The 25,272-nt window shown below is 72.5% G+C and carries 26 protein-coding genes and 3 pseudogenes; 19 read left to right on the top strand and 10 right to left on the bottom strand.

All coding sequences use genetic code 11. The annotated features are described in order from the left end of the window. Positions 1-70 precede the first annotated feature (70 nt). The 4 genes and pseudogenes from PV419_RS31720 (at position 71) to PV419_RS31705 (ending at position 2,039) form a co-directional block, all read left to right on the top strand. Positions 71-742 (top strand): hypothetical protein, encoded by a 672-nt coding sequence (locus tag PV419_RS31720; protein WP_319694804.1) that lies wholly within the window; start codon positions 71-73, stop codon positions 740-742. Continuing rightward, complete coding sequence (locus tag PV419_RS31715) at positions 703-1,137, top strand: hypothetical protein (RefSeq protein WP_319694802.1); 435 nt, start codon at positions 703-705, stop codon at positions 1,135-1,137. Before PV419_RS31720 ends, PV419_RS31715 begins: the two co-directional genes overlap by 40 nt. Further along, a pseudogene (locus PV419_RS31710) lies at positions 1,134-1,289 on the top strand (GTPase RsgA); the annotation flags it as partial. The gene PV419_RS31715 and the pseudogene PV419_RS31710, both read left to right, overlap by 4 nt. A 183-nt stretch (positions 1,290-1,472) precedes the next feature. Then, positions 1,473-2,039 carry a GTP-binding protein gene (locus PV419_RS31705; RefSeq protein WP_319694800.1) on the top strand — a complete coding sequence of 189 codons (567 nt, stop codon included), beginning with the start codon at positions 1,473-1,475 and terminating at the stop codon, positions 2,037-2,039. Between the two features lie 424 nt (positions 2,040-2,463). Here the strand turns inward: PV419_RS31705 and rpsN are convergent, their stop codons facing one another. Further along, positions 2,464-2,769, bottom strand: a complete 306-nt coding sequence (rpsN, locus tag PV419_RS31700; protein ID WP_319694798.1) for a 30S ribosomal protein S14 — start codon at positions 2,767-2,769, stop codon at positions 2,464-2,466. Beyond that, the gene (rpmB, locus tag PV419_RS31695; protein ID WP_319694796.1) at positions 2,769-3,005 is read right to left on the bottom strand and encodes a 50S ribosomal protein L28; all 237 of its coding nucleotides are present in this window, start codon (positions 3,003-3,005) and stop codon (positions 2,769-2,771) included. Before rpmB ends, rpsN begins: the two co-directional genes overlap by 1 nt. A gap of 87 nt (positions 3,006-3,092) precedes the next feature. Between rpmB and rpmG the strand changes: the two genes are divergently transcribed. The 7 genes from rpmG to PV419_RS31660 all read left to right on the top strand — a co-directional run bounded on the left by rpmG (position 3,093) and on the right by PV419_RS31660 (position 7,219). Next, the gene (gene rpmG, locus PV419_RS31690; RefSeq protein ID WP_319694793.1) at positions 3,093-3,257 is read left to right on the top strand and encodes a 50S ribosomal protein L33; all 165 of its coding nucleotides are present in this window, start codon (positions 3,093-3,095) and stop codon (positions 3,255-3,257) included. 5 nt (positions 3,258-3,262) lie between these two features. Continuing rightward, on the top strand, positions 3,263-3,520 hold the full coding sequence (locus tag PV419_RS31685; protein ID WP_319694792.1) for a type B 50S ribosomal protein L31: 258 nt from the start codon (positions 3,263-3,265) through the stop codon (positions 3,518-3,520). Beyond that, entirely contained in the window at positions 3,517-4,683 is a 1,167-nt protein-coding gene (locus PV419_RS31680; RefSeq protein WP_319694790.1) for a GTP-binding protein, read from the top strand. Before PV419_RS31685 ends, PV419_RS31680 begins: the two co-directional genes overlap by 4 nt. A gap of 34 nt (positions 4,684-4,717) precedes the next feature. After that, complete coding sequence (gene rpsR / locus PV419_RS31675) at positions 4,718-4,960, top strand: 30S ribosomal protein S18 (protein WP_319694788.1); 243 nt, start codon at positions 4,718-4,720, stop codon at positions 4,958-4,960. 20 nt (positions 4,961-4,980) lie between these two features. Beyond that, positions 4,981-5,196 (top strand): hypothetical protein, encoded by a 216-nt coding sequence (locus PV419_RS31670; protein WP_319694786.1) that lies wholly within the window; start codon positions 4,981-4,983, stop codon positions 5,194-5,196. A gap of 170 nt (positions 5,197-5,366) precedes the next feature. Then, positions 5,367-6,455 (top strand): permease, encoded by a 1,089-nt coding sequence (locus PV419_RS31665; RefSeq protein WP_319694785.1) that lies wholly within the window; start codon positions 5,367-5,369, stop codon positions 6,453-6,455. Next, positions 6,452-7,219 (top strand): TIGR03943 family putative permease subunit, encoded by a 768-nt coding sequence (locus PV419_RS31660; RefSeq protein WP_319694783.1) that lies wholly within the window; start codon positions 6,452-6,454, stop codon positions 7,217-7,219. Before PV419_RS31665 ends, PV419_RS31660 begins: the two co-directional genes overlap by 4 nt. Before the next feature lie 91 nt (positions 7,220-7,310). Here PV419_RS31660 and PV419_RS31655 read toward each other — a convergent pair. Next, positions 7,311-7,526, bottom strand: a pseudogene (locus PV419_RS31655) (SCO5389 family protein); the annotation flags it as partial. 268 nt (positions 7,527-7,794) lie between these two features. On the opposite strand from PV419_RS31655, the pseudogene PV419_RS31650 reads away from it, so the two are divergent. Beyond that, positions 7,795-8,003: pseudogene (locus PV419_RS31650) on the top strand (GTPase RsgA); the annotation flags it as partial. Positions 8,004-8,005: 2 nt separating this feature from the next. Then, positions 8,006-8,212 (top strand): hypothetical protein, encoded by a 207-nt coding sequence (locus PV419_RS31645; RefSeq protein ID WP_319694782.1) that lies wholly within the window; start codon positions 8,006-8,008, stop codon positions 8,210-8,212. Between the two features lie 196 nt (positions 8,213-8,408). Here PV419_RS31645 and PV419_RS31640 read toward each other — a convergent pair whose 3' ends face one another. Together PV419_RS31640 and PV419_RS31635 are read right to left on the bottom strand one after the other, a co-directional pair. Further along, a complete protein-coding gene (locus PV419_RS31640; protein ID WP_319694780.1) occupies positions 8,409-8,822 on the bottom strand; it encodes a DNA-binding protein in 414 nt (137 codons plus the stop codon). Further along, the gene (locus PV419_RS31635) at positions 8,804-9,088 is read right to left on the bottom strand and encodes a hypothetical protein (RefSeq protein WP_319694778.1); all 285 of its coding nucleotides are present in this window, start codon (positions 9,086-9,088) and stop codon (positions 8,804-8,806) included. The genes PV419_RS31640 and PV419_RS31635 overlap by 19 nt, the downstream gene beginning before the upstream one ends. Before the next feature lie 328 nt (positions 9,089-9,416). Here PV419_RS31635 and rsgA point away from each other — a divergent pair, with 328 nt between their 5' ends. The 4 genes from rsgA (at position 9,417) to PV419_RS31615 (ending at position 15,598) form a co-directional block, all read left to right on the top strand. Further along, entirely contained in the window at positions 9,417-10,577 is a 1,161-nt protein-coding gene (gene rsgA, locus PV419_RS31630; protein ID WP_319694777.1) for a ribosome small subunit-dependent GTPase A, read from the top strand. A gap of 112 nt (positions 10,578-10,689) precedes the next feature. Further along, complete coding sequence (locus PV419_RS31625; protein WP_319694776.1) at positions 10,690-12,156, top strand: NAD(P)/FAD-dependent oxidoreductase; 1,467 nt, start codon at positions 10,690-10,692, stop codon at positions 12,154-12,156. Positions 12,157-12,238: 82 nt separating this feature from the next. Then, positions 12,239-13,777, top strand: coding sequence for a protein phosphatase 2C domain-containing protein (locus tag PV419_RS31620; RefSeq protein ID WP_415925414.1), 1,539 nt, complete (start codon positions 12,239-12,241; stop codon positions 13,775-13,777). A gap of 78 nt (positions 13,778-13,855) precedes the next feature. Beyond that, complete coding sequence (locus PV419_RS31615) at positions 13,856-15,598, top strand: pyruvate dehydrogenase (RefSeq protein WP_319694773.1); 1,743 nt, start codon at positions 13,856-13,858, stop codon at positions 15,596-15,598. 50 nt (positions 15,599-15,648) lie between these two features. Here the strand turns inward: PV419_RS31615 and PV419_RS31610 are convergent, their stop codons facing one another. Continuing rightward, entirely contained in the window at positions 15,649-18,813 is a 3,165-nt protein-coding gene (locus PV419_RS31610; protein WP_319694772.1) for an alpha-mannosidase, read from the bottom strand. Between the two features lie 198 nt (positions 18,814-19,011). Here PV419_RS31610 and PV419_RS31605 point away from each other — a divergent pair, with 198 nt between their 5' ends. Then, positions 19,012-19,494 carry an ATP-binding protein gene (locus tag PV419_RS31605; protein WP_319694771.1) on the top strand — a complete coding sequence of 161 codons (483 nt, stop codon included), beginning with the start codon at positions 19,012-19,014 and terminating at the stop codon, positions 19,492-19,494. 172 nt (positions 19,495-19,666) lie between these two features. Here PV419_RS31605 and PV419_RS31600 read toward each other — a convergent pair whose 3' ends face one another. Then, entirely contained in the window at positions 19,667-20,764 is a 1,098-nt protein-coding gene (locus tag PV419_RS31600) for a DUF2637 domain-containing protein (RefSeq protein ID WP_319694769.1), read from the bottom strand. A 346-nt stretch (positions 20,765-21,110) separates the two neighbouring features. Here PV419_RS31600 and PV419_RS31595 point away from each other — a divergent pair, with 346 nt between their 5' ends. Continuing rightward, on the top strand, positions 21,111-21,815 hold the full coding sequence (locus tag PV419_RS31595; protein WP_319694767.1) for a GntR family transcriptional regulator: 705 nt from the start codon (positions 21,111-21,113) through the stop codon (positions 21,813-21,815). Positions 21,816-21,927: 112 nt separating this feature from the next. Here PV419_RS31595 and PV419_RS31590 read toward each other — a convergent pair whose 3' ends face one another. The 3 genes from PV419_RS31590 to PV419_RS31580 all read right to left on the bottom strand — a co-directional run bounded on the left by PV419_RS31590 (position 21,928) and on the right by PV419_RS31580 (position 25,084). After that, positions 21,928-22,725, bottom strand: coding sequence for a hypothetical protein (locus tag PV419_RS31590; RefSeq protein ID WP_319694765.1), 798 nt, complete (start codon positions 22,723-22,725; stop codon positions 21,928-21,930). Between the two features lie 133 nt (positions 22,726-22,858). Next, positions 22,859-23,080 (bottom strand): zinc ribbon domain-containing protein, encoded by a 222-nt coding sequence (locus PV419_RS31585; protein ID WP_415925413.1) that lies wholly within the window; start codon positions 23,078-23,080, stop codon positions 22,859-22,861. Positions 23,081-23,302: 222 nt separating this feature from the next. After that, positions 23,303-25,084 carry a PucR family transcriptional regulator gene (locus PV419_RS31580; RefSeq protein WP_319694763.1) on the bottom strand — a complete coding sequence of 594 codons (1,782 nt, stop codon included), beginning with the start codon at positions 25,082-25,084 and terminating at the stop codon, positions 23,303-23,305. Positions 25,085-25,272 lie beyond the last annotated feature (188 nt).

Below are 25,272 nucleotides of genomic sequence, written 5' to 3'. Positions count from 1 at the left end.
CCGATGACCGCGATCTTCCCGACCAGAAGCGAGTTGGGGGTGGGCTGTGGAGCCGTTCACGATGGCGGCGGTGGCTTCGGCGGTCACCACGGTGACCTCGGGTGCCCTGTCGGGGGCGGGCGGGGAGATGGGGCGGCGGAGCTCGGAGGCGCTGGCCGGGCTCGTACGGAGGATGCGGCGCCGGGACGCGGCCCCCGGCACCGAGCCGTCGGACACCGAGCCGACAGGCCCGGACGGCCACGCGGACGAGCCGCCCCTGCTGCCCGCCACCGACGAGGAGCGGCGCGAGCTCGCCCGGCAGCTGTGGGAAGGCTCCCGCGCCTCGCCCGGCTTCGCCCGAGACGTGACGGCCTGGCTGTGGGCGACCGGGTGGCTGGGGGCCCGCACCATCCCCGCAATCGCCCCCGGGGCGTCCCGCCCGCGGATGCTGCCGCCCGCGAACGCCGCCTTCACCGACCGCGAGTCGCTGCCCGAGCGGATCGCCCGGGTGCTGGACGGCGAGGGCAGGGCCGTCGGCGTGCCGTCGGTCGTGGTGCTGGTCGGACCCGGCGGCATCGGGAAGACCGCGGCGGCCGTGCACTGCGCGCATCTGCTCAAGGAGCGCTTTCCCGACGGCCAGCTCTACATCGACCTGGAGGGGCAGTCCGCGACGACGGCGCTGCCCCCTCCGAGGCGCTGGTCCGCCTTCTGGACGCGCTGGAGGTGCCGACCGGTCGGCTGCCCGCCGACGAACAGCGGCTGAGCGAGCTCTACCGGGACTGCGCGGCCGAGCGGCGCATGGTCGTCCTGCTGGACAATGCCCACTCCGAGCGGCAGGTCAGGCCGCTGCTGACCGCCGCCCCGGAATCCCTGGTCATCATCACCAGCCGCTACCGACTCGACCGGCTCGCGGCCGATCCGGGCGCCAAGGTGATCAGGCTCGGCCCGCTCACCACCGCCGACTCGGTCCGGCTCCTGACCCGCATCGTGGGCCATGACGAGATGGCCGGACGGGGGCCCGGGGCCGCGGCGGTCGCGGAGCGGTGCGGCGGGATTCCGCTCGCGCTGTGCGAGACGGGCGCCCGCGTCGCCGTACGGGAACACCTCACCTGGGACACCGTCAACGCCGGGGCCGCTCTTGTGAAGGGTTCCCCTTGAATTTCTCTTCTCTTCTCGCTCCTTACGGCTGGGACGAAGCGTGGGAGGCCGAGTTCGCCCCGTATGCCGACCAGGGCCTGGTATCCGGGCGTGTTGTGCGGGTCGACCGGGGCCTGTGCGACCTCGTCACCCCCGACGGCGGCGTACGCGCCGGGGGAGAGGGCCGGGGGTTGCTGGGACTGGTGTCCGGCAACACCCCTGAAGCCCGGGGGCGCGTGCTTCGCGCGTCAGGACCTGCGTGCCATCGCACGGGCTGCCACAGGATCGCACGTCGTGCTCGCGCTCCCTGAGAACCTCGACGCCGTGCCGTTTCTGGCCGAGCTGCGGCGGGCCCGGTGGGCGGGACACCCCTGTCGGACCTCTGCGACCTGGCGCCGATCGCCGTCGGTGTCGACGTCGGCCGGCTGCTGAGCGGCCTGGGCTGTGTGCACCGTGCCGTCCACGTCTTCGCTGACCGTCCGCACGCCGTGCCCCCCACGGTTGCCGAGGCCGCCGCCCGGCAAGTGGAGGCCGCCCAGGTGATGGTTTTGCACGATGGACGACGGGAGGATGGCGGCCGCCGGGAAGGCTCCCGCGCCCTGCTCCTCCATCTCAACCCGCCGGCGACTGTCCTCCTCGACGCGGAAGACCGTGACAGCACCTCGCTGACGAATCTGACCCGGCCCGATCCCGGGTGGGCCGCAGCAGGACCGGCAGACCGGCTCGACATCGCCGCCCCCGTCGTACACCGCCGCGGCATCGACCACGGTGTGACCTCGGTGCTGTGGCGCTCCCGACGTCCGCTGCACCCCGAGCGGCTGGCGGAGAGCCTGCCCCAGGTCATGCCCGCGGTGGTGCGCAGCCGGGGGCACCTGTGGATGGCGACCCACCTCGGCAGGTCGGTCAGTTCGGTTTCGGGCTGAATGGTGGTGAGGTAGCCGTCCGCGTCACGGCGCGTCGGTGTCCTGAAGGTCCTGGTCCGCCCGGCGGGTGCTGCCGCCCCGGCGGCGACGGGGCGGCCGGACGCGTCGATCCGGACGGCGAGTACCCGTGGGTGCCGGTCGTCGGTGAATCGGCGCCCGGGTCGGCGGCCATCAGGCGCTGGTCAGCGGTGTGGGGAACCGTCGGCGCCCGCGGCACCGGTCGGAGCGGAGGGCAGGAGGGTGGCCGCGGCGGGCCGTGGCCCGCGCCGCCGTGGTGAGTCTGAGCACGAGTGCCGACAGTGCACGTCAGCCGAGGGGGCCGTCGATACATGTGAACGGCGAGGAGTTCGGGGCCGCTGCGCGGACACCGCGTGCCGGAGCGCGATGTGCGGTGTCCGCCCGTGTCCGTCGATCCGGACGGGGTTCACCAGCTGCTCTTGGTCACCCCCGGAAGCTCACCCGCGTGTGCCATCTCGCGCAGTCGGATGCGGGACAGGCCGAAGGCGCGCAGATGGCCGCGGGGCCGGCCGTCGATGGAGTCGCGGTTGCGTACGCGGGTGGGGCTGGCGTCGCGGGGCTGGCGGCGGAGTTCGCGCTGGGCGTCGAGGCGTTCCTGGTCCGGGGTCCGGGGGTCGGCGATGATCGCCTTGAGCTCGGCGCGGCGCTTGGCGTGGCGGGCCACGATCACGCGCCGCTGTTCGTTCTTGATGATCTTACTTTTCTTCGCCATCAGACCTTCTCTCCCCGGGCGCGGATGCGGGCCACGGCGGCTTCGACGCCGATCGCGTCGACGGTCTTGATGGCCTTGGCGCTGAGGGTGAGCCGGACGTGGCGTCCCTCGCTCGGCAGCCAGTAACGCTTGCGCTGGATGTTGGGGTCGAAACGGCGCTTGGTGCGGCGGTGGGAGTGGGAGACGTGATGGCCGAAGCCGGGTTGCCGGCCGGTGAGCTGACAGTGGGCGGGCATGGCTCCTCCTGTTTTCTCGTTGCTCTGAGGAGGCAGCACCGTACACCTTGATGAAAATGAAAACCAACTCCATGTATGCTGTCGGTCATGGCACGGAACGAACTACGTCCGATCATCAAGCTGAGGTCCACCGCCGGCACCGGCTACACCTATGTGACCCGCAAGAACCGGCGGAACGACCCCGACCGGCTGATCCTGCGCAAGTACGACCCGCTCGTCGGCCGCCACGTCGACTTCCGTGAGGAGCGCTGATCGTCATGAAGCCCGGTATTCATCCCGCGTACCGTCCAGTCGTCTTCCGCGACCGGTCCGCCGACTTCGCCTTCCTCACCCGCTCCGCCGCCACCAGCGACAAGACCGTGGAGTGGGAGGACGGCAACACATACCCGGTCATCGACGTCGAGATCTCCTCGGCGAGCCACCCCTTCTATACCGGCACCCAGCGCGTCGTGGACACCGCGGGCCGCGTCGAGCGCTTCGAGCGGCGCTACGGACGCGGCCGGAGGGGCCGGTGAACCCGGGCGAGGCCCGGCTGGCCGTCGCGATCGTCGCCGGGCTGCACGCCGACGCCCGCCGCGCCGCCGTCGAAGAGATCCTGCGCACGGTGCCCGGCTCCGTCGCCCTGCACCACGACCTGTCCGCCGCCACCGGCCGCGCCGTGCGCCGCACCGTACGAGACGCCACAGGCCCGCTCGACAGCGGAGAGGCGCCGCTGGTGAACGACTGTGCGTGCTGCGCGCTGCGTGAGGACATGGTCCCCGAGCTGCTGCGCCTGGCCACGGGCGGCGGGCACCGGCTGGCGGTCGTGGAACTGTGGGACTCGGTCGAGCCCCAGGCCATGGCTGCCGTCATCGCGGCCGAGGGCGCGCCCCTGGCGCTGACCGGTGTGGCCACCGTGATCGACCCGGCCATGATGGTGCCGTATCTCGCCAATGGCGACGACCTGGCCGACGTCGGTCTCGCCGCGGCCCCGACCGACCGGCGCACCGTCGCCGACACCTTCGCCCGGCAGCTGGAGTACCCCACACTGATCGCTGTCACCGACGACACCACCTGCGACGAGCCCGCCGACGACGGCGACCTCGCCCTGCTGACCCAACTCACCCCGGGCGCACGGCAGGTACGTCTCGACGGTGGCGCCCTGGGGCCGGCCCTGCTCGAGGGATTCGACGTCGAGGCGGCGGCCATCCGTCAGCATCCGGCGTGCCCCCTCCTGCCGCAGGACAGCGACGAACACGGCGTGAGCACACTCGTCTGGCGCCGCGAACGGCCTTTCCACCCAGGCCGTCTCCACGCCGCACTGGAGGATCTGGCCTGTGCCGCCGCCCGCAGCCGCGGCCGCTTCTGGCTGGCCGACCGGCCCGACACCTTGCTGTCGTGGGACGCGGCGGGCGGCGCGCTGTGCGTGGAGTCCGCCGGACCCTGGCTGGCCGCCCTCCCGGACGCCGCATGGGAGATGGTCCCCGCCGAACGCCGCGTCGCCGCCTCCCTCGACTGGCACCCCACCCACGGCGACCGCTGCCAGCACTTCACCTTCACCTCCCCCGGCCTCGATCGCGACAACCTGCTCGCGCTGCTCGACTCATGCCTGCTCACCGACGCCGAGTACACGGCGGGTCCGGCCGGCTGGAAGCACCTCTCCCACGCCTTCGACGACCTCCTCGACCCCGTGGTGTGAGCCGAGCCCGAGCATCGTAAGAAAAGGACCCATCATGTCCCGACGAATCGGCGCCAGGCGCCAGGACACCAAGCGCCGCCGCGTCAACCCCCTCGACGCCGCCGGCATCACGTACGTCGACTACAAAAACACCGACCTGCTGCGGAAGTTCATCTCCGACCGTGGAAAGATCCGCAGCCGCCGGGTGACCCATGTGACCCGCCAACAACAGCGCCAAATCGCCTGCGCCATCAAGAACGCCCGCGAAATGGCCCTGCTTCCCTACAGCTCCCGATAGCCCCCGTGGAGGAGCCTTGTGTGGCGCATGGAACATACGGTCGTCCGAACCGCCCCTTCATGCTCGCCGTCTGCGTCAGCGTGGTCGGACCCGGGGTGCGGCTCGGCCCGATTGTCACCGATGCCGACGTCGAGGCGCTGAGCAGGTGGCTACGGGGAGGCATGCCGGACGACGGCACGCTGCCTGATCGGCTGCGTGCGGCCCCTGCTCCGCCGCATGCCGCCCACCTCGACTAACGGGCCTTACCTGCCCGGCAGGGGTGCTCTGCCACCGGTCGCCTCCAGATCCCGCAGGACACGGTAGACCGTGGTCGGCTTCTCATACGTGGTGTCGTGTTTGTCCTCCCTCTGCCGCCGCTAGGGTGAGCCCGGATGCCGCCGTGACGAAAAGCCGTGTGGGGAGACGAATGGACAGTGATGTCGACATAGCGCCGCTGCCGCGCGAGGGCAGCGGCAGCAGCCGGACACTGTCCCGGCGCCCTGACGGAGCGGCCGGGATCGACGAGGCCGGAGGGCTGCGCACCGCGGTACGCGTCAGCTCTCACGCGCTGATCGCGAGCCTTCCGGTGGCGCTGCTCGGCGGTGTCGCCGTCGTGCTCGGGCCCGAGATCACCGCCGCGCTCGACCGCCCCGCGGTGGCGGCGTGGCGGACGGTGTTCACCGCGATCGTCATCCAGGGGGTGCCGTTCCTGTTGCTCGGCACTTTGGTCTCGGCCGCGATCAGCGCGTTCGTACCGGCTTGGGTGTTCACGCGGGTGCTGCCTCGCAACCCGGTGCTCGCCGTACCCGTGGCGGGCGCCGCCGGGGCGGTGCTGCCGGGATGTGAGTGCGCGTCGGTGCCCGTGGCCGGCAGTCTGATGAGGCGTGGGGTGGCCCCGGCGGCGGCGCTGGCCTTCCTGCTGTCGGCCCCGGCCATCAACCCGATCGTGCTGGTCGCCACCTATGTGGCCTTCCCCGGAACCCCCTGGATGGTCGCGGCCCGGCTGGTCGCCTCGCTGTTCACCTCCGTCGCCATGGGCTGGTTGTGGATCCGGGCGGGCCGGGAGGAGTGGCTGCGCCTGCCGAAGGGGCCCACCGGGCACACCCCCGGCGCGAGCCGCGCGGAGGAGTTCCGGGTCGCGCTCCAGCACGACTTCCTGCACGCCGGGGGATTCCTGGTGGTGGGCGCGGCGGCCGCGGCCACCTTCAACGTCGCGGTGCCGCACTCCGTACTGCGGGCCTTCTCCGACTCCCTGTGGCTGTCGCTGCCCATGCTGGGGCTGCTCGCGGTGATCCTCGCGGTGTGCTCGGAGGCCGACGCGTTCGTCGCCGCCTCGCTCACCGGGTTCTCGCCCACCGCCCGGCTCGCCTTCATGGTGGTGGGCCCCATGGTCGACCTGAAACTGATCGCCCTGCAGTCGGGCACCTTCGGGCGAGCTTTCGCGCTGCGCTTCTCGTCGGCCACCTGGGTCGTGGCGGTGCTGTGCAGCGCACTGGTGGGGTGGTGGCTGCTGTGAAGCGCAACATGCAGGTGCTGCTGCTCCTCTTCCTCGGCGTCGGCCTGCTGCACATCTGTCTGCTGACCGACCTGTATCTGCGCTATGTGCGCCCGGGCCTGCGGCCCGCACTCATCGCCTCCGGCGTGGTGCTGATCGCGCTCGGCGCGGCCGGTGCCGCACGCGACGGCTTTCCCTTCAACCGCCCCCGCACGAACGGCGCCCAGAGCCACGGGCATCACCACGGCCACGCGGACGGTCCGAAGGTCGCCTGGCTGCTGTACGTACCGGCCCTGACCATCCTGTTCCTGGCGCCGCCCGCCCTCGGCTCGTACACCGCCTCACGGGACGACGCCGAAACTCCCAAGGCCCCAGCCTTCGCCCCCGGCGACAGCCTCTTCCCCGCCCTCCCCGGTAAGGAGGTGGTCGAGATGTCGCTGAACGACTTCAGCTCCCGTGCGGTCTGGGACACCGGAGGCACTCTCCAGGGCCACACCGTGCGCCTCACCGGATTCGTCACCCCCGGCCGTCACGGCACCTGGTACGTCAGCCGGCTGATCATCAGCTGCTGCGCCGCGGACGCCCAGGTGCGCAAGGTACGGGTACACGGAGCGTCGGCGCCGCCGCCCGCCGACGCCTGGGTGACCGTCACCGGCACCTGGCACCCCACCGGAAAGGTCGGCACGGACGACGCGAGCCCGGCCCTGGACGCCACCGCCGTCAGGCGTGTCCCCACGCCCCAGGACCCTTACAACGATGTGGTGGCCACCGGAGCCGGTGGCTGAGGCCGGGCCGCATGTGCAGGGGACCCAGGCCGCCTGCTCCGGCCTGGGGCTGCCCCGGGACTCGAGCGTTCCGGTGGATGATCGCGAAATGTCAGCAGTCGCGGAACTCGGGCGACTGGTTGCGGATCTGGGACCGGGTGGAGATGAACTTCCCGTAGCTCGCACCTCCTTCGGCGCCGGGCCGGAACGCCGCCACCCGGTGGCAGTTCATGAAGGCCAGGGTGACGCCGAAATGCCGTTCCAGGCTGCCGCGGATGGCGTCGCTGGCCGGCGCGCGCAGCAACTGCCCGCCGCCGATCTGGTCGGGCAGCATCACGCCCGGCGGTGAGCCGAGCCCGAGCGGGCAGGAGCCCGGGGGAGCCCAGCAGGGATCTCACCCTCGGCGACACGCGTGGTTCCAGGTACAAGGCGCCGCTCATCCCGAGGCCACAGGGGTGTGGAATCCATGTGCGAGTGGCTCGTCACGTCATCGTGGTGGTCGTCGAGCAGCGCGATCGCCAGGTCCGCATAGGTGCTCCGGCCGGCCAGGTCGCCATGCTCGGCGATCCGATACCGGCCAGTGCGCGTGCCCTTCGGCTTCGTCGCACCTTCTCACTCCGTACGGCGGGGACGACGGCTGGGAGTCGGAGTTCGCTCCGTACGCCGAGCAGGGCCTCATGGCCCGGCCGCGTCGTACGGGCCGACCGAGGCCAGTGCGACGTCGTCACCCCGGTCGGCACCGTGCGCGCCGACACCGAGTTCGTCGTTCCCCGTGACCCCGATGAAGGTCGTGTGCACGGGGGACCCATGACCTGCTCGAGCGGTGAGGCACTGCTGCACAAACCTTCGGAACTCCTGGCCACCGACGACTTCGACCGGTTCTTCACTGCTCGTAAGACCGCGCTGCTCCGCAGCATCTCGGCCGCGATGGGTAAGGCAATCCTGGACGAAGAATCGCCTTCGGGTGATCCGGGGATCAGCCTCGACGTGGCGGACGACACCGACGATATGTGATCACTGCGGGGTGGATCACTGTCCTGATCCAGGCATGAATGGGATTGAATCGGCCGAATTTGGCGGAGAGTGGAGCGAGAGCGCTGACCCTGCGGGCGCGCTTGCCCTCCCGGCGCCAGCCAGGATCGTCCACGACCGGCGGCACACCGAGGTTCTCGAGATCTCCACGGCCCTGCCAGGGGTTGCAGTCGTGGTGCTACACGGCCACGAGGCGCACCTTGTCGCCGCAGAGCTTTGTCATGTCGTCGATGTCCGAGGTGAGAACGACGACTGGGCGGCGTTGCCGCAGTGCCATCTCGGCTACGGCGGCGTCGATCGCGTACTTGTGGCCGTGCAATCCGGCGTTGATCAGCATGGCCGATGCGGTCTTGGCCTCCTCGTCGCCGATGTGCACGATCCGCATACCGGACAGGATCCAGGCGAGCCGAGCCTTGTCGGTACGTCGATGCGCGGCCTCGATGATGGTCAGGGCGCTGATTACTACTTCCATGCCTCGGTTGCGGGCTTCTGCAACCAGGGCGACGACGGGTTCGTGATCGTTGACGAGCCTGGACAGGCCCTCGCAGTCGAGCACGATGGTGCCTTCGTGGCTCAGCTTGCGGCGGGCCACTGGCCCTCCTCGGCGAACACCTCGTCGAAGACCCGGCGCGCCCGCTCTTGCTCCTGCTCGGAGACCGGTCCCCTGCGGCGTTCGTAGTCCGCCAGGTACTCGTCCAGGATCTGACCGCGCAGCTCACGTTCGACGGCTGCGGTGATGAACGCGGAGAACTCACGCTTGCCCACCCGCTGACGAATCGCCTCTGCCGTCCCTTCAGGGAGGGAGAGGCTCACTCGGGTCGCCGGCCCCTCTCCGACGCTGTACGGAATCTCAGCCATGGCATAACTTTATCAAAAGAGTAGGAATCTCGTCGCTGTGGTGACGACGACGCCGTGATGCAGCCTGCAAAGTCTTCGGCCGCGCCCGGTGCCTAATTCGATGGCGTCGCGGCCCGCGTATCTCTAAAGTCGGAGTCGTTCGCGAGCGGCGACCGGGGGTTGCCGCGGGTGACTTGGCTTGGGAGGTGTGACCGATGGCTGTCTCCGTGATGGGCGCTGCCCGCATCCAGAAGTTCATCAGGTCCACCTCCGTGGTCTCCGGCTGACCTCTTCTCTTCCCGCGCCAGTGAGCGCGGTGCCGGGGGCCACCCTTGTGAAGGGTCACCCCTTGTCTTTCTCCTCCTTTCAGCTTCCTGCTTCGCATCCTCTCGCCCTGTACGGCTGGGACGCGGACTGGGAGGCCGAGTTCGCCCCGTACGCGGAGCAGGGTCTGCTGCCCGGTCGTGTCGTACGGGTCGACCGCGGTCAGTGCGATGTCGTCACTCCGGCAGGTGTCATTCGTGCTGACACCGAGTTCGTTGTGCCCCGTGATCCGATGAAGGTCGTGTGCACGGGTGACTGGGTCGCCGTCGACCCCGAAGGTGACGATCCGCGGTATGTGCGGACGCTGTTGCCTCGCCGCACCGCCTTCGTACGCTCGACCTCGTCGAAGCGCTCCGAGGGTCAGGTGCTGGCCACTAACATCGATTACGTCGTCATCTGCGTGTCGCTCGCGCTTGAGTTGGACCTTGGGCGGATCGAGCGGTTCCTCGCGCTTGCGATGTCCTGTTCGAGTGGTGAGGCACTGCTGCACAAGTCGGCACTCTCCTGGGAGAGCGGCGCCCAGCCGCTGGTCGCCCTGACCAAGGCGGACCTGGTGCCCGACCCGGTGGTGCTGGGCCACCTCCTGACGGACGTCCAGACCGCCGCGCCCGGCGTTCAGGTGCTGACCGTCAGCTCCGCGACCGGCGAGGGCCTGGACGTGCTCGGCGCCGTACTCTCCTCGGGCACCTCGGTGCTGCTCGGGCAGTCCGGCGCGGGCAAGTCGACGCTCGCCAACGCTCTGCTGGGCGAGGCCGCGCAGGACGTGCACGAGGTCCGGGACAGCGACGGCAAGGGGCGGCACACCACGACCACTCGCGACCTGCTGCGGCTGCCGTGGGGCGGGGTCCTCATCGACACGCCCGGCGTGCGCGGGGTCGGGCTGTGGGACGCCGGAGAAGGCGTCGCGCAGGCGTTCTCCGAGATCGAGGCGCTGGCCGAGGAGTGCCGCTTCCACGACTGCGCACACCAGGCCGAGCCGGGCTGCGCGGTGCTCGCCGCGATCGAGGACGGCACACTGCCCGAGCGCCGCCTCGACAGCTACCGCAAGCTGCTGCGCGAGAACGAACGTCTCGCCGCGCGCACCGACGACCGGCTGCGGGCCGAGTTGCGGCGGACCTTCAAACAGCGGCAGGCCCTCGGCCGCCACATGATGGAACGCAAGCGGGGGCCGATGCGCAAGCCGTGACGCCGCCGCGGCGCCGTGACTCGTGTGGTCTCCATCGGTTCCTTGGGGCGATGATGCCCCAAGGAACCGAAAGCCCGGCCACACGCCGGAGCCGGGCAGAGAGCGAGTTGCGATGATGGCCGCCACGGAGGAGTACGACGTCGTCGTCCTGGGCGCGGGTCCGGTCGGTGAGAACGTCGCGGACCGGGTCCGCGCGGGAGGGCTGTCCGCGGTGATCGTGGAGAGCGAACTGGTCGGCGGCGAGTGCTCGTACTGGGCCTGCATCCCCAGCAAGGCGTTGCTGCGCCCGGCCATCGCGCGCGCCGACGCGCGGCGCATGCCCGGGCTGCGCCAAGCGGTGGGCGGGCCGCTGGAGGCCCCGGCCGTCTTCGCGCGCCGCGACGAGTACGTCGCGCGCTGGAAGGACGACGGTCAGGTCGGCTGGCTGGAGTCGGCAGGCATCGACCTCGTCCGCGGGCACGGCCGGCTGGTGGGCGAGAAGCGGGTCGCGGTCTCGGACGCGGACGGGCGGGAGCGCCACCTCACCGCCCGGCACGCGGTCGCCGTGTGCACCGGGAGCAGCGCCGCGCTGCCCGGCCTGCCGGGCCTGGCCGACATCCGCCCGTGGACCAGCCGCGAGGCGACGAGCGCGTCCGCCGCCCCCAGGCGGCTGGCCGTGGTGGGCGGCGGCGTGGTCGCCACCGAGATGGCCACCGCCTGGCAGGCGCTCGGCTCGGAGGTCACCGTGCTGGTCCGGGGCTCCGGCCTGCTGGAGCGCATGGAGCCGTTCGTGGGCGAGCTCGTCGCCAAGTCGCTGACCGAGGCCGGGGCACAGGTCCGCACCGGCACTTCCGTGACCGGCGTACGGCGGGCCGAGCCGGGCGGCCCGGCGGGCTCCGGCTCCGGCGCCGGACCGGTGACGCTCACCCTCGCGGACGGGGAGCGGCTGGAGGCGGACGAGGTGCTGTTCGCCACCGGGCGCACCCCGCGCACCGACGACATCGGCCTGGAGACGGTCGGCCTCGAACCGGGCAGCTGGCTGCGGGTGGACGACAGCTGCCGGGTGGTGGACGTGGAGGGCGGCTGGCTGTACGCCGTCGGCGACGTCAACCGCCGCGCGCTGCTCACCCACCAGGGCAAGTACCAGGCGCGCATCGCGGGCGCCGCGATCGGCGCCCGGGCCCAGGGAGCGCCGCTCCTGGAGACGGACCGGTGGGGCGTCCACGCGGCCACCGCCGACATCGCGGCGGTGCCGCAGGTGGTGTTCACCGACCCCGAGGTCGCCGCGGTCGGCCTCACCGCGGCGCAGGCGGAGGCCGAGGGCCGCCGGGTCCGGGTCGTCGACTACGACCTCGCGCACGTCTCCGGCGCCGGGCTGTACGCCGACGGCTACCGCGGCCAGGCCCGCATGGTCGTCGACCTGGACCGGGGCCACCTGATCGGCGTGACCTTCGTGGGCCCGGGCGTCGGCGAGCTGCTGCACTCGGCCACGGTGGCGGTCGCGGGCGAGGTCCCCGTGGAACGGCTGTGGCACGCGGTCCCCGCGTTCCCGACGATCAGCGAGGTGTGGCTGCGGCTGCTGGAGACCTACCGCGGCTGAACCCTCTTGATGTGCGGCTCCGCCGCCGTGGCCGGCGCAGGCGGTGTTCCGTGCGGGGCCCGCTGGGGAAACAATGAACGGCATGAGCCAGCAGGGGGACGGGCACCGTCACGAGGACGACTGGTGGGGCGAGTTGTACCGCCGGGACACCGGCGACGTAGGACCCGCCTCCGCGGCGGACTCCGTCGACGACCGGTTCGACTCCGCCTCGCGCACGGTCGGCGGCGGCCCGCCGCCGCCCGGGGCCCCGCCGCCCGGCTCCGCACCGGCCGCCGGAGCCCCCTGGGGCCCGCGGCCACCGGACGAGTCGGGGCCACCGGACGAGTCGGGCAAGCCGACCCGGTCGGGTGAGGCCTTCAGGTGGTTCTCCGGCCGTAAGGAGCCCGGTCCCGGACCTGGCGGGGGATCAGGTGCGGGGCCCGGCGAAGGATCCGGCGCGGGATCGGGATCAGGCGAAGGACCTGGCGGGGGATCAGACGCTGGGCCCGGCGGGGGATCAGGCGCGGGGCCCGGCGAAGGACCCGGCGGGGGATCAGGTGTGGCGTCGCAGAGGCGCCCCGGCCCAGGACCTGGTGTGGGGCCCGGCGTGGGGCCTGGCACAGGGCCTGGTGCGGGACCCGGTGCAGGATCAGGCGCGGGACCCGGCGCGGGGGAGCAGTCACTGCGAGGGCGGGCGTCCGCGGCGCGGCCGTCTGCGTACGACGACGAGCCGGTCGAGCTGCCTCCCGCCGACCCGTACGAGCTGGCCGACCTCGTACCCGACACCGTGCTGGACGGCGCCCGCTGCGGAGTCGCCACGCTGCGCGCCGTCTCCTCCCGCGGCGAGTCGGCCCGACGGCGCGGGGAACCGCGGCGGGACGCGATGCTCACGGCGCGGTTCGGGGCCGGCCCCGGCGCGCTGCTGCTGGTGGTGCTGGCGAGTGGGGCGGGGGCGGCGGAGGGGGCGCACCGGGCGGCGCGTGAGCTGTGTGAGTGGATCGGCGGCGCGGTGGGCCGCAGCCATGAGCGGTTAGTGGACGACATACGCACCGGAAACCGCGGCGCCCTCAAGTCCGGGCTGCATCGGCTCACCGACCGCGGCCTGGGCCGCCTGCGGGCCCGCGCGGCCGAGCTGGGTGTGGATCCGGCCGAGTACACCGCCGCGCCGCGCTGTCTGCTGCTGCCGGCTGACCCCGACTGCCGTACCCGGGTGTTCTTCGGCGCGGGCGAGGGCGGCGTCTTCCGGCTGCGGGCGGGCGCCTGGCAGGACCTGGAGCCGACCGGGCCGGAACCGGACACCGTGGGCGGCCCCGTGGTCGGGTTCGGCGGCGCGGCACAGCCCCCGGCACAGGCAGCGGAGGTGCCTGGGACGATGCGCCTCGGGATCGCCGTGCCGGGCACCGGCCCCGCCGCCGCCCCGTTCCGCTTCCGGGCCTCCGTAGCCCGGCCGGGCGATGTGCTGCTGATGTCCGGTGGCGGGCTCGCCGCGCCGCTGCGCGGCCGGCCCGAGCTCGCCGGACATCTGGCGGAACGCTGGGCACAAAGCGGACCGCCGGGGCTCGCCGCGTTTCTCGCGGACACCCGGACGCGGGTGAACGGGTACGCCGACGACCGTACGGCGGCCGCTGTCTGGGAGGCGTGAGCGCGCGGTCCATGGGTTGATGGAGCTGCGTATCCATTCCCGGCATACGCAGCCACCCCGGGCGGAAGGGCGCGTGTGATGGGCAAGCAGACCGTGGCCGAGCAGTTCGTGGACCTCCTGGCGCGCGCCGGGGTGCGCCGGCTGTACGGGGTCGTCGGGGACAGCCTCAACCCGGTCGTGGACGCGGTTCGCCGCAACGCGGCCATCGACTGGATCCAGGTCCGCCACGAGGAGTCCGCCGCCTTCGCCGCCGGGGCCGAGGCCCAGCTCACCGGCCGCCTCGCGGCCTGCGCCGGCTCCTGCGGCCCCGGCAATCTGCATCTGATCAACGGGCTGTACGACGCCCACCGCTCGATGGCCCCGGTCCTCGCCCTGGCCTCGCACATCCCCAGCAGCGAGATCGGCAGCGGCTACTTCCAGGAGACCCACCCCGACCGGCTGTTCGGGGAGTGCAGCCACTACTGCGAGCTGATCTCCAGCCCGCGGCAGATGCCGCGCGTGCCGCAGACCGCGATCCAGCACGCCATCGGCCGCAGCGGCGTCAGCGTGGTGGCATTGCCCGGCGACATCGCGGCGCTCCCGGCGCCCGAGCGCGCCGAGGAGCACGCCCTGGTCACCGCCCGCCCCTCGGTGCGCCCCGGCGACGCGGAGATCGACGAGCTCGCCCGGATGGTGGACGCGGCCGAGCGGGTGACGCTGTTCTGCGGCAGCGGCACCGCCGGGGCGCACGCCGAGGTGATGGCCTTCGCCGAGCGGGTGAAGGCCCCGGTGGGGCATGCGCTGCGCGGCAAGGAATGGATCCAGTACGACAATCCGTACGACGTCGGTATGAGCGGGCTGCTCGGCTACGGCGCGGCGTACGAGGCAACCCACGAGTGCGACCTGCTGATCCTGCTGGGCACCGACTTCCCGTACAACGCCTTCCTGCCCGACGACGTGAAGACCGTGCAGGTCGACGTCCGGCCCGAGCACCTGGGCCGGCGCTCCAAGCTCGACCTGGCCGTGTGGGGCGATGTGCGCGAGACGCTGCGCTGCCTGACGCCGAAGGTGCGCGCCAAGACCGACCGCACATTCCTGGACCGGATGCTGAGGAAGCACGCGGACGCGCTGGAGGGTGTGGTCAGGGCGTACACCCGCCGGGTGGACAAGCACATCCCCATCCATCCGGAGTATGTGGCGGCGGTGCTGGACGAGGAGGCGGCCCCGGACGCGGTCTTCACCGTGGACACCGGCATGTGCAACGTGTGGGCGGCCCGCTATCTGACCCCCAACGGCCGCCGCCGCGTGATCGGCTCGTTCACCCACGGTTCGATGGCCAACGCGGTGCCGCAGGCGATCGGCGCCCAGTTCCTCGACCGCCGCCGCCAGGTCGTCTCGATGTCCGGCGACGGCGGTTTCGCCATGCTGATGGGTGACTTCCTCACCCTCGTCCAGTACGACCTGCCGGTGAAGGTGGTGCTCTTCAACAACTCCTCGCTCGGCATGGTCGAGCTGGAGATGATGGTCTCGGGCCTGCCCGCGTACGGCACCACCAACCTCAACCCCGACTTCGCGGAGATCGCCCGCGCCGCCGGGGCGTACGGCGAGCGCGTGGAGAAGCCCAAGCACCTGCGGGCGGCGCTGCGGACCGCCCTGCGCTACAAGGGACCCGCGCTGGTGGACGTGGTCACCGATCCCAACGCGCTGTCCATCCCGCCGAAGATCCGCGCGGAGATGGTGACCGGCTTCGCGCTGTCCGCGAGCAAGATCGTGCTGGACGGCGGGGTGGGCCGGATGGTGCAACTGGCCCGGTCCAATCTGCGGAACCTGCCCCGGCCCTGACGACCTGGGGTGCGCACCCCAGGTCGTCACCCCGCCGCCCCGCGGCAGCCCTACGCGGGCGTGAGCCTGACGGTGAGGATCTCGTGCGGGCGCAGGCTCAGGGCCAGCCCGCCCTCGCCGGTGGCCGCCTCGTGCAGCGGCCGCTCCAGCAGGTCCGTCACCTGGGCGCTCACCACCGGGAACCCGGTGGTGAGCGTGGCGGACGCCCGCCCGCCGCGCGACTCGTACAGCCGCACCACCACATCGCCGCCGCGGTCCTCCGCCAGCTTGACGGACTCGATGGTGATCGCCGGGTTGTCGACGCTGATCAGCGAGGGGAGCACCGGGCCGGCGGGGAGGGCGCGCGGCGGCAGGTTGAGCGCCAGGCCCTCGGCGACCGCGTCGCCCACCTCGGCGCCGGGCAGCAGCGCGTAGCTGAAGCGGTGGGCGCCGAGGTCGGTCTCCGGGTCGGGGCTGTGCGGGGCGCGCAGCAGGGTCAGCCGGACGGTGGTGCCCAGCACCTTGCCCGCGTCCGTGTCATGCGCCGTACGGGTCACATCGTGGCCGTACGTCGAGTCGTTGAGCAGCGCCGCGCCGTAGCCGGGCTCGGCGACCCGCAGCCAGCGGTGGGCGCAGATCTCGAACCGGGCCGCGTCCCAGCTGGTGTTGGTGTGCGTGGCGCGGTCCACATGCCCGAACTGGATCTCGGAGGTGGACACCTTGGCGTGGATGTCCAGCGGGAACGCGGCCTTGAGGACCTTCTCCGACTCCTGCCAGTCCACCTCGGTGGTGATGTCCAGGCGGCGGCTGCCCCGGCTGAGCCGGATCTCCTGGGTGACGCGGGAGGCTCCCGACGCGCCGAAGGCGCGCACCACCCGGACCGCGGCGCGCAGCGGTCCGGACTCGACCAGCTCGACGGACTCGGCGTCGGCGAGGTCGGTGTGGGCCCGGCGGTAGTGCCGGTCGATGTCCCAGGCGTCCCACTCGTTGGGGTGGTCGGGGTGCAGCTGGAGGAGGTTGCCGCGGGCGCCGGGCGCGATCAGCTCCCGGTCGGCCGTGAGGTCCCGTACGGAGGTGAGCAGCCCGTCGCCGTCGATGACCACCCGCAGCAGGTCGTTGTCCAGCACGATGGTGCGCCCGTCGCTCAGCGCGCTGACCGGCGCCTCGGGCGTGGTCGTGCCCGGCGTGTCGGCCCGCACGGCCGCCGCGCCCAGCGCGGGCAGCCGCACCGCGACCGCGGCGCGCCCGTCCTCCAGCGGCTGAACAGACATGCCCTCGGGTAGGGCCGCCGCCGTCGGCGCGTCGAGGGTGACGACCTCGCCGCGCTCGTACGGGGACGCGTTCAGCACCACCGGCCCGTCCTGCGAGGCGCCGTCGGGCGAACCGCCAAGGGCACTGACCGCCGCCGCGACGATCTGCTCCAGCTCGGCGCCGACCCGCCCATAGGTGTCGCGCGCCTCGCGGTGCACCCAGGCGATCGAGGAGCCCGGCAGAATGTCATGGAACTGGTGCAGCAGCACCGTCTTCCAGATCCGGTCCAGCTCGTCGTACGGGTAGGCGTACCCGGGGGCACGCAGCGCGGCGGCCGTCGCCCACAGCTCCGCCTCCCGCAGCAGATGCTCGCTGCGCCGGTTGCCCTGCTTGGTCTTGGCCTGGGTGGTGTACGTCGCCCGGTGCAGCTCCAGATACAGCTCGCCCGACCACACCGGCGCCTTGGCCGCGTACTCCCGCTCCGCCTCCGCGAAGAACGCCGACGGCCGCTCGATCTCCACCCGCGGCGAGCCCTCCAGCGACTTCAGCCGCCGCGCCTTCTCCAGCATCTCGCGAGTAGGGCCGCCCCCGCCGTCGCCCCAGCCGAAGGGGACGAGGGAGCGGGTGGCCAGCCCCTTGTCGGCGAAGTTCCGCTCGGCGTGGGCGAGTTCGCTCGCGTGGAACTGGGCGTTGTAGGTGTCCACCGGCGGGAAGTGGGTGAACACCCGGGTGCCGTCGATGCCCTCCCACCAGAAGGTGTGGTGCGGCATCTTGTTCGACTGGTTCCAGGACAGCTTCTGGGTGAGGAACCACCGCACCCCCGCGAGCTTCGCCAGCTGCGGGAAGGCGGCCGTGTAGCCGAAGGAGTCCGGCAGCCAGATCTCCTCGGTGTCCACCCCCAGCTCCTCCAGGAAGAACCGCTTGCCGTGCACGATCTGCCGGGCCAGCGCCTCGCCGCCGGGCATGTTGGCGTCCGACTCGACCCACATCGAGCCGACCGGGACCCAGTTGCCGTCCGCCACCGCCTTCTTGATCCGCTCCCAGATGTGCGGCTGGTTCTCCTTCACCCAGGCGTACTGCTGCGCCTGCGAACAGGCGAAGATCAGCTCGGGGTAGTCGCCCGCGAGCGCGGTGACATTGGCGAAGGTACGGGACGCCTTGCGGACGGTCTCGCGCAGCGGCCACAGCCACGCCGAGTCGATATGGGCGTGTCCGGCCGCCGACACGCGGTGTGCGCTGGCGTTGGCCGGGCGGCTGAGCACCTCGGTCAGCGCGGCGCGCCCGGCCGCGGCGGTGCCCGGTACGTCATGGAGGTCCAGCGCGTCCAGCATGTTCTCCAGCGCGCGCAGTATCTCGTGGCGCCGCGGCCGGTCCGCGGGAAGTTCGCGCATCAGCTCCGACAGCACCTCGATGTCCAGCACCAGGTGCCAGACCTCCTCGTTCAGCACGGCGAGGTCGGCCGAGGCGAAGCGGTACAGCGGCCGGTCCCCGGCGGTCAGCACATCGCCGAGGCGGGTCGGCTCGAAGCCGTCGCGCAGCACGGCCGGGTTGGCGGCCGCCTCCAGCAGCAGCCGCACCGGCTCGCCGCCCGCCGCCGGGGCGGCGACGGGGATATGGCGGTTGCGCGGGTGGATGCCCTTGATCGGCACCCCCTCCGCGTCGTACACCAGCCCCTCGGCCTGGAAGCCGGGCCCGTCACCGGTGAAGCCCGGGTCGAGGACGGCCTCCACCCGCCGCCCCGCCCACTCCTGCGGCACCTCGCCCTCCAGCCGGAACCACCAGGTCGACCACGGCGAGCCCCAGTCGGTGCCGGTCTCGAAGGGCTCGTACGTCCCCTTCAGCGCGTCGCCCACCGGCACCGGCTCGCCGGGGGTGCGCCACGCGGACAGCGTGAGCGGGGCGCGCGCCGTGTACTGGGCGGGCCTGATGAACTGGCGCAGCGCCCGGTCAAGGCGCCCTTCCACCAGCGATCGGTCGTCGTGCATGCGCGGCTCTCCTCGGGATCGGCGCTCGTGCTGCTCGGTTTCTCCCCCAGCTACGGCTGGGAGGTGCCCCCGACCTCGGGGCGACTCCCCGATCATTTCCCGCGGTGTGTGGGCGCCCACACGCGGGAATGCATTGGGTGAGCGTGTTCGACGGCATTTCGACGCTGGCCGCGCCAGGTGCGGCCGGGGCGGGGGAGGATGAAGCGTCAGCCTTCATGGCGAGGCGGGACGGCCGGGCGGCCGGAAGCGGGGGCGGTGGCCATCGAGAGCGAGCGGGGCCCGGCCCTCAGCAAGCGATTACACAGCGGCGAGCTGTCCCGGGTGGCGGATGTCCGTGCGGGCCTGCGCGACCTGCTGCGGTACTGGGGCGAGCCGGGCAGGAGGGACCTGGCCGAGCTGCTCACCAGCGAGCTGGTCACCAACGCGCTGGTGCACACCGACCGTGGGGCACACATCACGGCAAAGCTCGGCGACGGGCCCGGCGCGCTGGTCGGCGGGCGATTACGAGTCGAGGTGCGGGACTTCGTCTCCCGGCATCCGACGCTGCGTACGCACGCGGCCGAGGAGGGCACGTCCGGGCGTGGACTGCTGCTGGTGCACACGCTCGCCGACGCGTGGGGGGTGCGGGCCCACGTCGTGGGGAAGGCAATCTGGTTCGAGCTCGACGCGCGCTGCGGGTGAAACGCGGGGCGGGGGCGGGAGAGGAGACCGGCTCCTCGTCCCGCCCACCCGGACGAAGGGGCGCGCCGCTGTCGAAAGGGAGAGCGCGCGGAGGCCCTGAGGTACGAAGGGCCGAGCGCGGTCGACTGTCGACAGGGGCTGCAGCGCCCCGGAGGCAAAACCGAGCAGCACGTCAGCCGAAGGCTCGCTCGATCTGCGCGAGCTTCTCCTCGAGGGAGTCGAGCCGCGGCATGGTCAGCGTGTCGTCCTCGGCGGTGAGGTCGATGGTGTGCGGGCGGTCGGCCTCGCGGTCACCCAGGCCGGCGGAGGCGCCTTCACGGTCGCTCGCGGACCGCAGGGCGGGCCGGGACGCGGGCGCGGGCAGCTGCCCCTTTTCCAGCGAGGAAGAGTTTTCCAGCGAGTTCTCCGGTATGGCAGGCTCCGATGTGAGCGCCGGCTGCGGGGAGGAACCGGTGACCTCCACCTGACGGCCGCCGCGCCGCCCCCATGTGCGGTGCTGCCGGTTCAGCGCCCGGATCCTGGCCCGGTCCAGCCTCTCCTGCTCCCGCCTGCGGTGCCGGTTGTGCTCCTTCTCCTTGCGGTCCTCGCGCACCTCCTCGACGGCCTCGTCCAGCGTGCGGACGCCCTCGAGCAGCATCAGCGACCAGGCGGCGAAGGTCTCGCGGGGCGCGCGCAGCCAGCGCACGATGCGGATCTGCGGCAGCGGCCGCGGCACCAAACCCTGCTCGCGCAGCGCCGCCCGGCGGGTCTGCTTGAGCGCGCGGTCGAAGAGGACCGCCGCCGACAGCGACATGCCGGCGAAGAACTGCGGTGCGCCCGCGTGGCCCATGCCACGCGGCGCGTGGACCCAGTTGAACCAGGCAGCGGCGCCCGCGAACAGCCACACCAGCAGGCGGGAGCCGAGCGCGGCGTCGCCGTGGCTGGCCTCGCGCACCGCGAGCACCGAGCAGAACATGGCGGCGCCGTCGAGCCCGAACGGCACCAGGTACTCCCAGCCGTTCGTCAGGGCGAGGTTCTCCCGTCCGAAGCCCACCAGGCCCTGGAAGGAGAGCGCGGCCGCCACTCCGGCGCAGCAGAACAGCAGCACATACGAGGCCATCCCGTAGATGGCCTCCTTGCGCCGCCGCCGCTCCTCGCTGCGCTCCCAGGAGTCGGTGTTGTTGTCGTCCTTGGAGTTGCGGCCGCGCGCGAGCACTGTCACCGCTCCCACGACGCCGACGAGCACCACGACGGCCGGGAGGCCCCAGCTCGATATGTCGGTCAGTCTCATCCGGTGTCCCTTGCCTCGCTTCCGTGAAGTTCTGGCCGTAGTACCCGGCCTACTCGCGCGACATCTTGGCGGAAAGCCGGCTTGTCCCGAGCGGTTTCTGGACAAGAGGGCGCCAAATCGGCGGGGGGACACGCGGATAGGTGCGATACGGTTCGAACGCTCGCGCTGTGCAAGCGGCTTGCATTCTATTCATGGAACCCGATCGAGCGTAAACAGACTGCTGAGCTTGCGTCAGGACGTTCGATGTGGTCCGTTCCGTTAGGGTTGCCTTAAATACGGCGTCCGAGGGGTTTGACCTCGCGCGGCCTCCGCATATCGTTTCAGGCGGACGTCAGGAGGAGCCGAGGTGGAGCAGGCCAGAGCCGAAACGGCGGCGGAGCCGCCCCCGGGTCCCGGCATCCCCGGCCCCGGCGGGCCCGCCTCACGGAAGCCGCCCCGGCGCCACTCGGTGCGTGGACAGATCCTGGACGCCCTCAGGGACGCGCTGGTCGGCGGCGACCTCGCCCCCGGCGAGGTCTACTCCGCACCGGCCCTCGCCGAGCGCTTCGGCGTGTCGGCCACGCCCGTACGTGAGGCCATGCAGCAGCTCGCCGGGGAAGGCGCCGTCGAGGTGGTGCCGAACCGGGGGTTCCGGGTGGCCCGGCGCAGCGCGCGCGAGCTGGCCGAGCTGGCCGAGGTCCGGGCCCTGCTGGAGGTCCCCGTGATGCTCAGCCTGGCCGAGGCGATCGCGCCCGAGCGGTGGGCGGGGCTGCGGCCCTTCGCGGAGGCGACGGCTGCGGCGGCGGCGAAGGGCGACCGCGCGGCGTATCTGGAATCGGACCGCACATTCCACCAGGCGGTGCTCAGCCTGGCCGGAAATCAGCAATTGGTCGTCGTGGCCGACGAACTGCACCGGCGGGCGCAGTGGCCGCTGGCCGGCGGCCAGATCGTGCGCACCGCCGACCTCGTCGCCGACGCGGCCGAGCACATGGCCCTGCTCGACGCCCTGGCCACGCGGGATCTCGACACCGTCGAGTCCCTGGTACGCGACCACTTCAACGGCGGGGCGTAAGCAGCCGTCTCCGATCCTCGCCCCCGTGCGCCCCTGAGGCCCGCCCGGTGTCACACACCGTGCGGGCCTCAGGGGCGGGTCGGTCCAGCGGCTGCGGAAGGAAGCTCCCGCGCTACGCCGTCGCGGTCGGCGCCTGTCTTAACTGCTCCGCGAGCCACACCGGTACGCCGCCCAGCAGCCGCACCAGACGGACCGCCTCCGTGCGCAGCCGGGTCGCCTCCGGCTCCTCCTCCACCTCGGCCAGCGCCGCGAGCGCAGGGGCGATGCCGATCAGATAGCCCAGCTCCTCCCGGATGCGCAGCGATTCGGCGAAGCCGCGCCGCGCCTCGGCCAGGTCGCCCTCCTGCTCCGCCATCGCGGCCAGATGGCGCCAGGTGCACGAGAGCAGCAGCTCGTCGCCGTGGGTCGTGGCCCCGGCGTGTGCGCGCTGGAAGGCGACCTGGGCGCCGGTGGGGTTCTGCGCGAGGTGCTGGGCGATCAGTCCGCGGCGGAAGTCCAGCAGCGGGCGGGTCCGCGAGCCGGGGCCCAGCAGCGCGGCGGCGCGCCCGAGCGCGGTCCGCGCCTCGTCGGCCCGGTCGCGCACCCCGAGCAGCGTGGAGGCGTAGGCGAGGTAGCCGCGTTCGCAGGCCGTGGCGCCCCGCTCGTCGTCGGTGAGCGCGAGCGCCTCCGCCGCCCGCAGGGCGTCCTCGGCCGCCTCCCACCCCTCGGAGGTGAACATGCAGCGCTCGGTCAGTACCGCGGTTCGCTTGAGCGCGGCCGAGGCGTCGCCCGCCGCGCGCGGTGTGAGCAGGGCGGCGGCGTCGTGCCAACAGCCGCGCGAGCGCAGCCGCCACACCGCCGTGTCCACGGGGTCGTCCACACGATTCGGGCGGAGATCCGAATCGGAATCCGATGATCCAGGTGGTGACATGGCGGTGTCCGCCACATTGCCCTCCCCAAGCGCGCCATCGAGCCGGAAGCTGTGATCCGAATCTCAGCATGAATGCGCGGGCGCGGCCAAGAGGTCGGTGTGAATGAATTCACAAACAGCCAGGGAAAGTCGACTACCCTCTGCTGTAGCGAAGGGCTTGCGCAGCGGGCATCACTGGCGGTGGCGCTACGCTTGCGTCCAGCCCCAGCCCGGGATTGCGGGGTGGGGCGGGGGCCGTTGACTGGGCCCCGCGTCGCCACGACTGCCGCGCTCTGGCGCGGATGTTGCGGGAGCCGTTCCGGTCGGCGTGATCAACGAATCCGCAGGACCGGCACGCGAACCAGGCCTGGCTCACCCGGTTCGCCTTGTCGATGTGGCCGCATTCGGACCCAGGCGGCCGCCTCGTTGCAGGTTTCAGCTCCGTACGCCGGTCACCCGCACGTGCGATGCAACCGCGCACACGTTCGCCCTCCCCGGCTCCGCCGGGCTGCGATGGGGGTGCTCCGCACCCGGCGGAGACGATGCCGGCAACCGTCGAACGGGCGAACGACAGGGACACCGGCAGACCGGCGCCCGGTCAGCTCATCCGCAGCGCCAGGAAGAAGTCCAGCTTGTCCTCCAGGCGCGCCAGATCGCGCCCCGTCAGCTGCTCGATCCGCCCCACCCGGTACCGCAGCGTGTTGACGTGCAGATGCAGCCGGGTCGCGCAGCGCGTCCAGGAGCCGTCGCAGTCCAAGAAGGCCTCCAGCGTGGGGACCAGCTCGGCGCGGTGGCGGCGGTCGTAGTCGTACAGGGGGTCGAGCAGCCGGGCGGTGAAGGCGCGGCGGACGTCGTCGGGGACGAAGGGGAGCAGCAGGACGTGCGAGGCGAGCTCCTGGTGGCCCGCCGCGCACACCCGGCCGGGCCGGGCGGCGGCGACCCGCCGGGCGTGCCGCGCCTCCTCCAGGGCGCCGCGCAGCCCATCGGCGGAGTGGACGACGGCGCTGACGCCGAGCGTCAGCCGCCCGTCGCCGTCGAGCCCGCGGGAGAGCGGTTCACGGACGGCGTCGAGCAGCGCGTCGGCCTGCAGCCCCGCCTCGAAGCCGTACGCCCCGCCGCTGCTGCTGCCGCTGCCGCTGCCCTCGCCGCTGCCGCTGCCCTCGCCGCTGCCGCCGTCCCCGCCGCCGGCCGCCGGGGCGTCGGGCAGCGCGGGCAGCGGGATCAGCGCGACCGCCTCGTCGCCGGTGTGCGCCACCGCGATCCGGTCCGAGGGCCCGGGGCCGGCGGTCTCCGGGTCGACCAGCACCTCTTCCAGCAGCGCCTGGGCCACCGGACCGCCCGGCACCCCCTCGCCCTCCCACTCCACCCGGGCCACCACCACCTGCCAGCGCGGGGCCGCGCCCAGGCCCGGCAGCAGTACGGGGGCGGCGACCCGCAGCCGGGCGGCGACCTCGGCGGGCGGCGCGCCCGACTGGACCAGCTCCAGCACCTCCTGGGCCAGCCGGCGCCGCACGGTGCGGGCGGCGTCCCTGCGGTCCCGCTCCACCGCGATCAGCTGGGTGACGCCCTGCAGCAGATCCAGCCGCTCCTCCGGCCAGTCGCCCGCGTCCGCCCCGACCACCAGCAGCCAGTCGGACAGCACGGTCTCGCGTACGTCCCCGGCGCCGGGCGGCGTGCGGCCGCCGCTGTGGATCGGGAAGAGGGAGTACGCGACGCCGTCGTCGGCGGTCACCCGGTGCGGGCCGCGGCGGCCGGAGCGCTGGGCGGCCAGATGTTCGCCCGCGAGCCGCGCGCGCACCGCGGACGGCAGCTCGGGCTTGCTTCCGGAGCCGGCGCCCGCGGCCACGCTCGGCACCGCGATCCGGCGGCCGGTGGGGGAGAGCACCCAGGCGGGCAGGTCGAGATCGGAGCCGAGCAGATCCAGCACGACCTCCGGGCCACCGCCCGCGGGCCCCGAGGTCATCAGCCGGCGGTGCCGGTCGACGACGGCCGCCAGGTCCCCGGCCCGCTCGCCGGAGACCCGGCGCACCACATACTCCGTGATCGACGCGAACGACACGTCCTCCACCACCGAGAACAGCGGCAGCCGGTGCCCCACGCAGGCCCGTACCAGGTCCTCGGGCACGGAGCCGAGCTCCGCCTCGCCCGCCGCGAGCCCGGCGACCTGGGCCGCCACCAGGATCCGTACGAACCGCTCGGAGTCCTCCGGCTCCCGCCGCCAGGCCAGGCCGGTCAGGACCAGCTCGCCGCCGGAGAGATAGCGGCTCGGGTCGCGCAGATCGGTGGTCATCACGCCGCGCACGGTGCGGTCCAGCTCGTCCTCGCCGCCGAGCAGGCGCAGGCCCAGGGCGTCGGTCTCCAGCAGTGCGCGCAGCCGCATGTCGTCGCCAGCCGATCCTCATGTGTTGCCGGTGGAAGTCCCCGCTGTTTCCGGTGATTACCGCTGAGGTTTCCACTCCCCGTCTTTCGTTCGAATCTACAAGACCAGGCCGCTGGCCAGCCAACTGCTTCATGGCTTCGGTGACTGCACCAGGTGGCCCACAGCTCGGTCTACTGGCGGCAAGCTGT

The sequence above is a fragment of the Streptomyces sp. ME19-01-6 genome (genome assembly GCF_033793745.1).
Taxonomy (GTDB): domain Bacteria; phylum Actinomycetota; class Actinomycetes; order Streptomycetales; family Streptomycetaceae; genus Streptomyces.
Note: the sequence above shows the minus strand (reverse complement) of the source record. Positions and strands in the feature narration are given on the sequence as shown.

Coding starts and splice junctions, on each gene's coding strand:
- PV419_RS31615 (WP_319694773.1), top strand. CDS start 13,856: ATGGGCAAGCAGACCGTGGCCGAGCAGTTCGTGGACCTCCTGGCGCGC.
- PV419_RS31610 (WP_319694772.1), bottom strand. CDS start 18,813: ATGCACGACGACCGATCGCTGGTGGAAGGGCGCCTTGACCGGGCGCTG.
- PV419_RS31580 (WP_319694763.1), bottom strand. CDS start 25,084: ATGCGGCTGCGCGCACTGCTGGAGACCGACGCCCTGGGCCTGCGCCTG.
- rpmB (WP_319694796.1), bottom strand. CDS start 3,005: ATGCCCGCCCACTGTCAGCTCACCGGCCGGCAACCCGGCTTCGGCCAT.
- rpsR (WP_319694788.1), top strand. CDS start 4,718: ATGTCCCGACGAATCGGCGCCAGGCGCCAGGACACCAAGCGCCGCCGC.
- rpmG (WP_319694793.1), top strand. CDS start 3,093: ATGGCACGGAACGAACTACGTCCGATCATCAAGCTGAGGTCCACCGCC.
- PV419_RS31605 (WP_319694771.1), top strand. CDS start 19,012: ATGAAGCGTCAGCCTTCATGGCGAGGCGGGACGGCCGGGCGGCCGGAA.
- PV419_RS31600 (WP_319694769.1), bottom strand. CDS start 20,764: ATGAGACTGACCGACATATCGAGCTGGGGCCTCCCGGCCGTCGTGGTG.
- PV419_RS31645 (WP_319694782.1), top strand. CDS start 8,006: ATGACCTGCTCGAGCGGTGAGGCACTGCTGCACAAACCTTCGGAACTC.
- PV419_RS31685 (WP_319694792.1), top strand. CDS start 3,263: ATGAAGCCCGGTATTCATCCCGCGTACCGTCCAGTCGTCTTCCGCGAC.
- rpsN (WP_319694798.1), bottom strand. CDS start 2,769: ATGGCGAAGAAAAGTAAGATCATCAAGAACGAACAGCGGCGCGTGATC.
- PV419_RS31620 (WP_415925414.1), top strand. CDS start 12,239: ATGAGCCAGCAGGGGGACGGGCACCGTCACGAGGACGACTGGTGGGGC.
- PV419_RS31590 (WP_319694765.1), bottom strand. CDS start 22,725: ATGTCACCACCTGGATCATCGGATTCCGATTCGGATCTCCGCCCGAAT.
- PV419_RS31665 (WP_319694785.1), top strand. CDS start 5,367: ATGGACAGTGATGTCGACATAGCGCCGCTGCCGCGCGAGGGCAGCGGC.
- PV419_RS31635 (WP_319694778.1), bottom strand. CDS start 9,088: ATGGCTGAGATTCCGTACAGCGTCGGAGAGGGGCCGGCGACCCGAGTG.
- PV419_RS31625 (WP_319694776.1), top strand. CDS start 10,690: ATGATGGCCGCCACGGAGGAGTACGACGTCGTCGTCCTGGGCGCGGGT.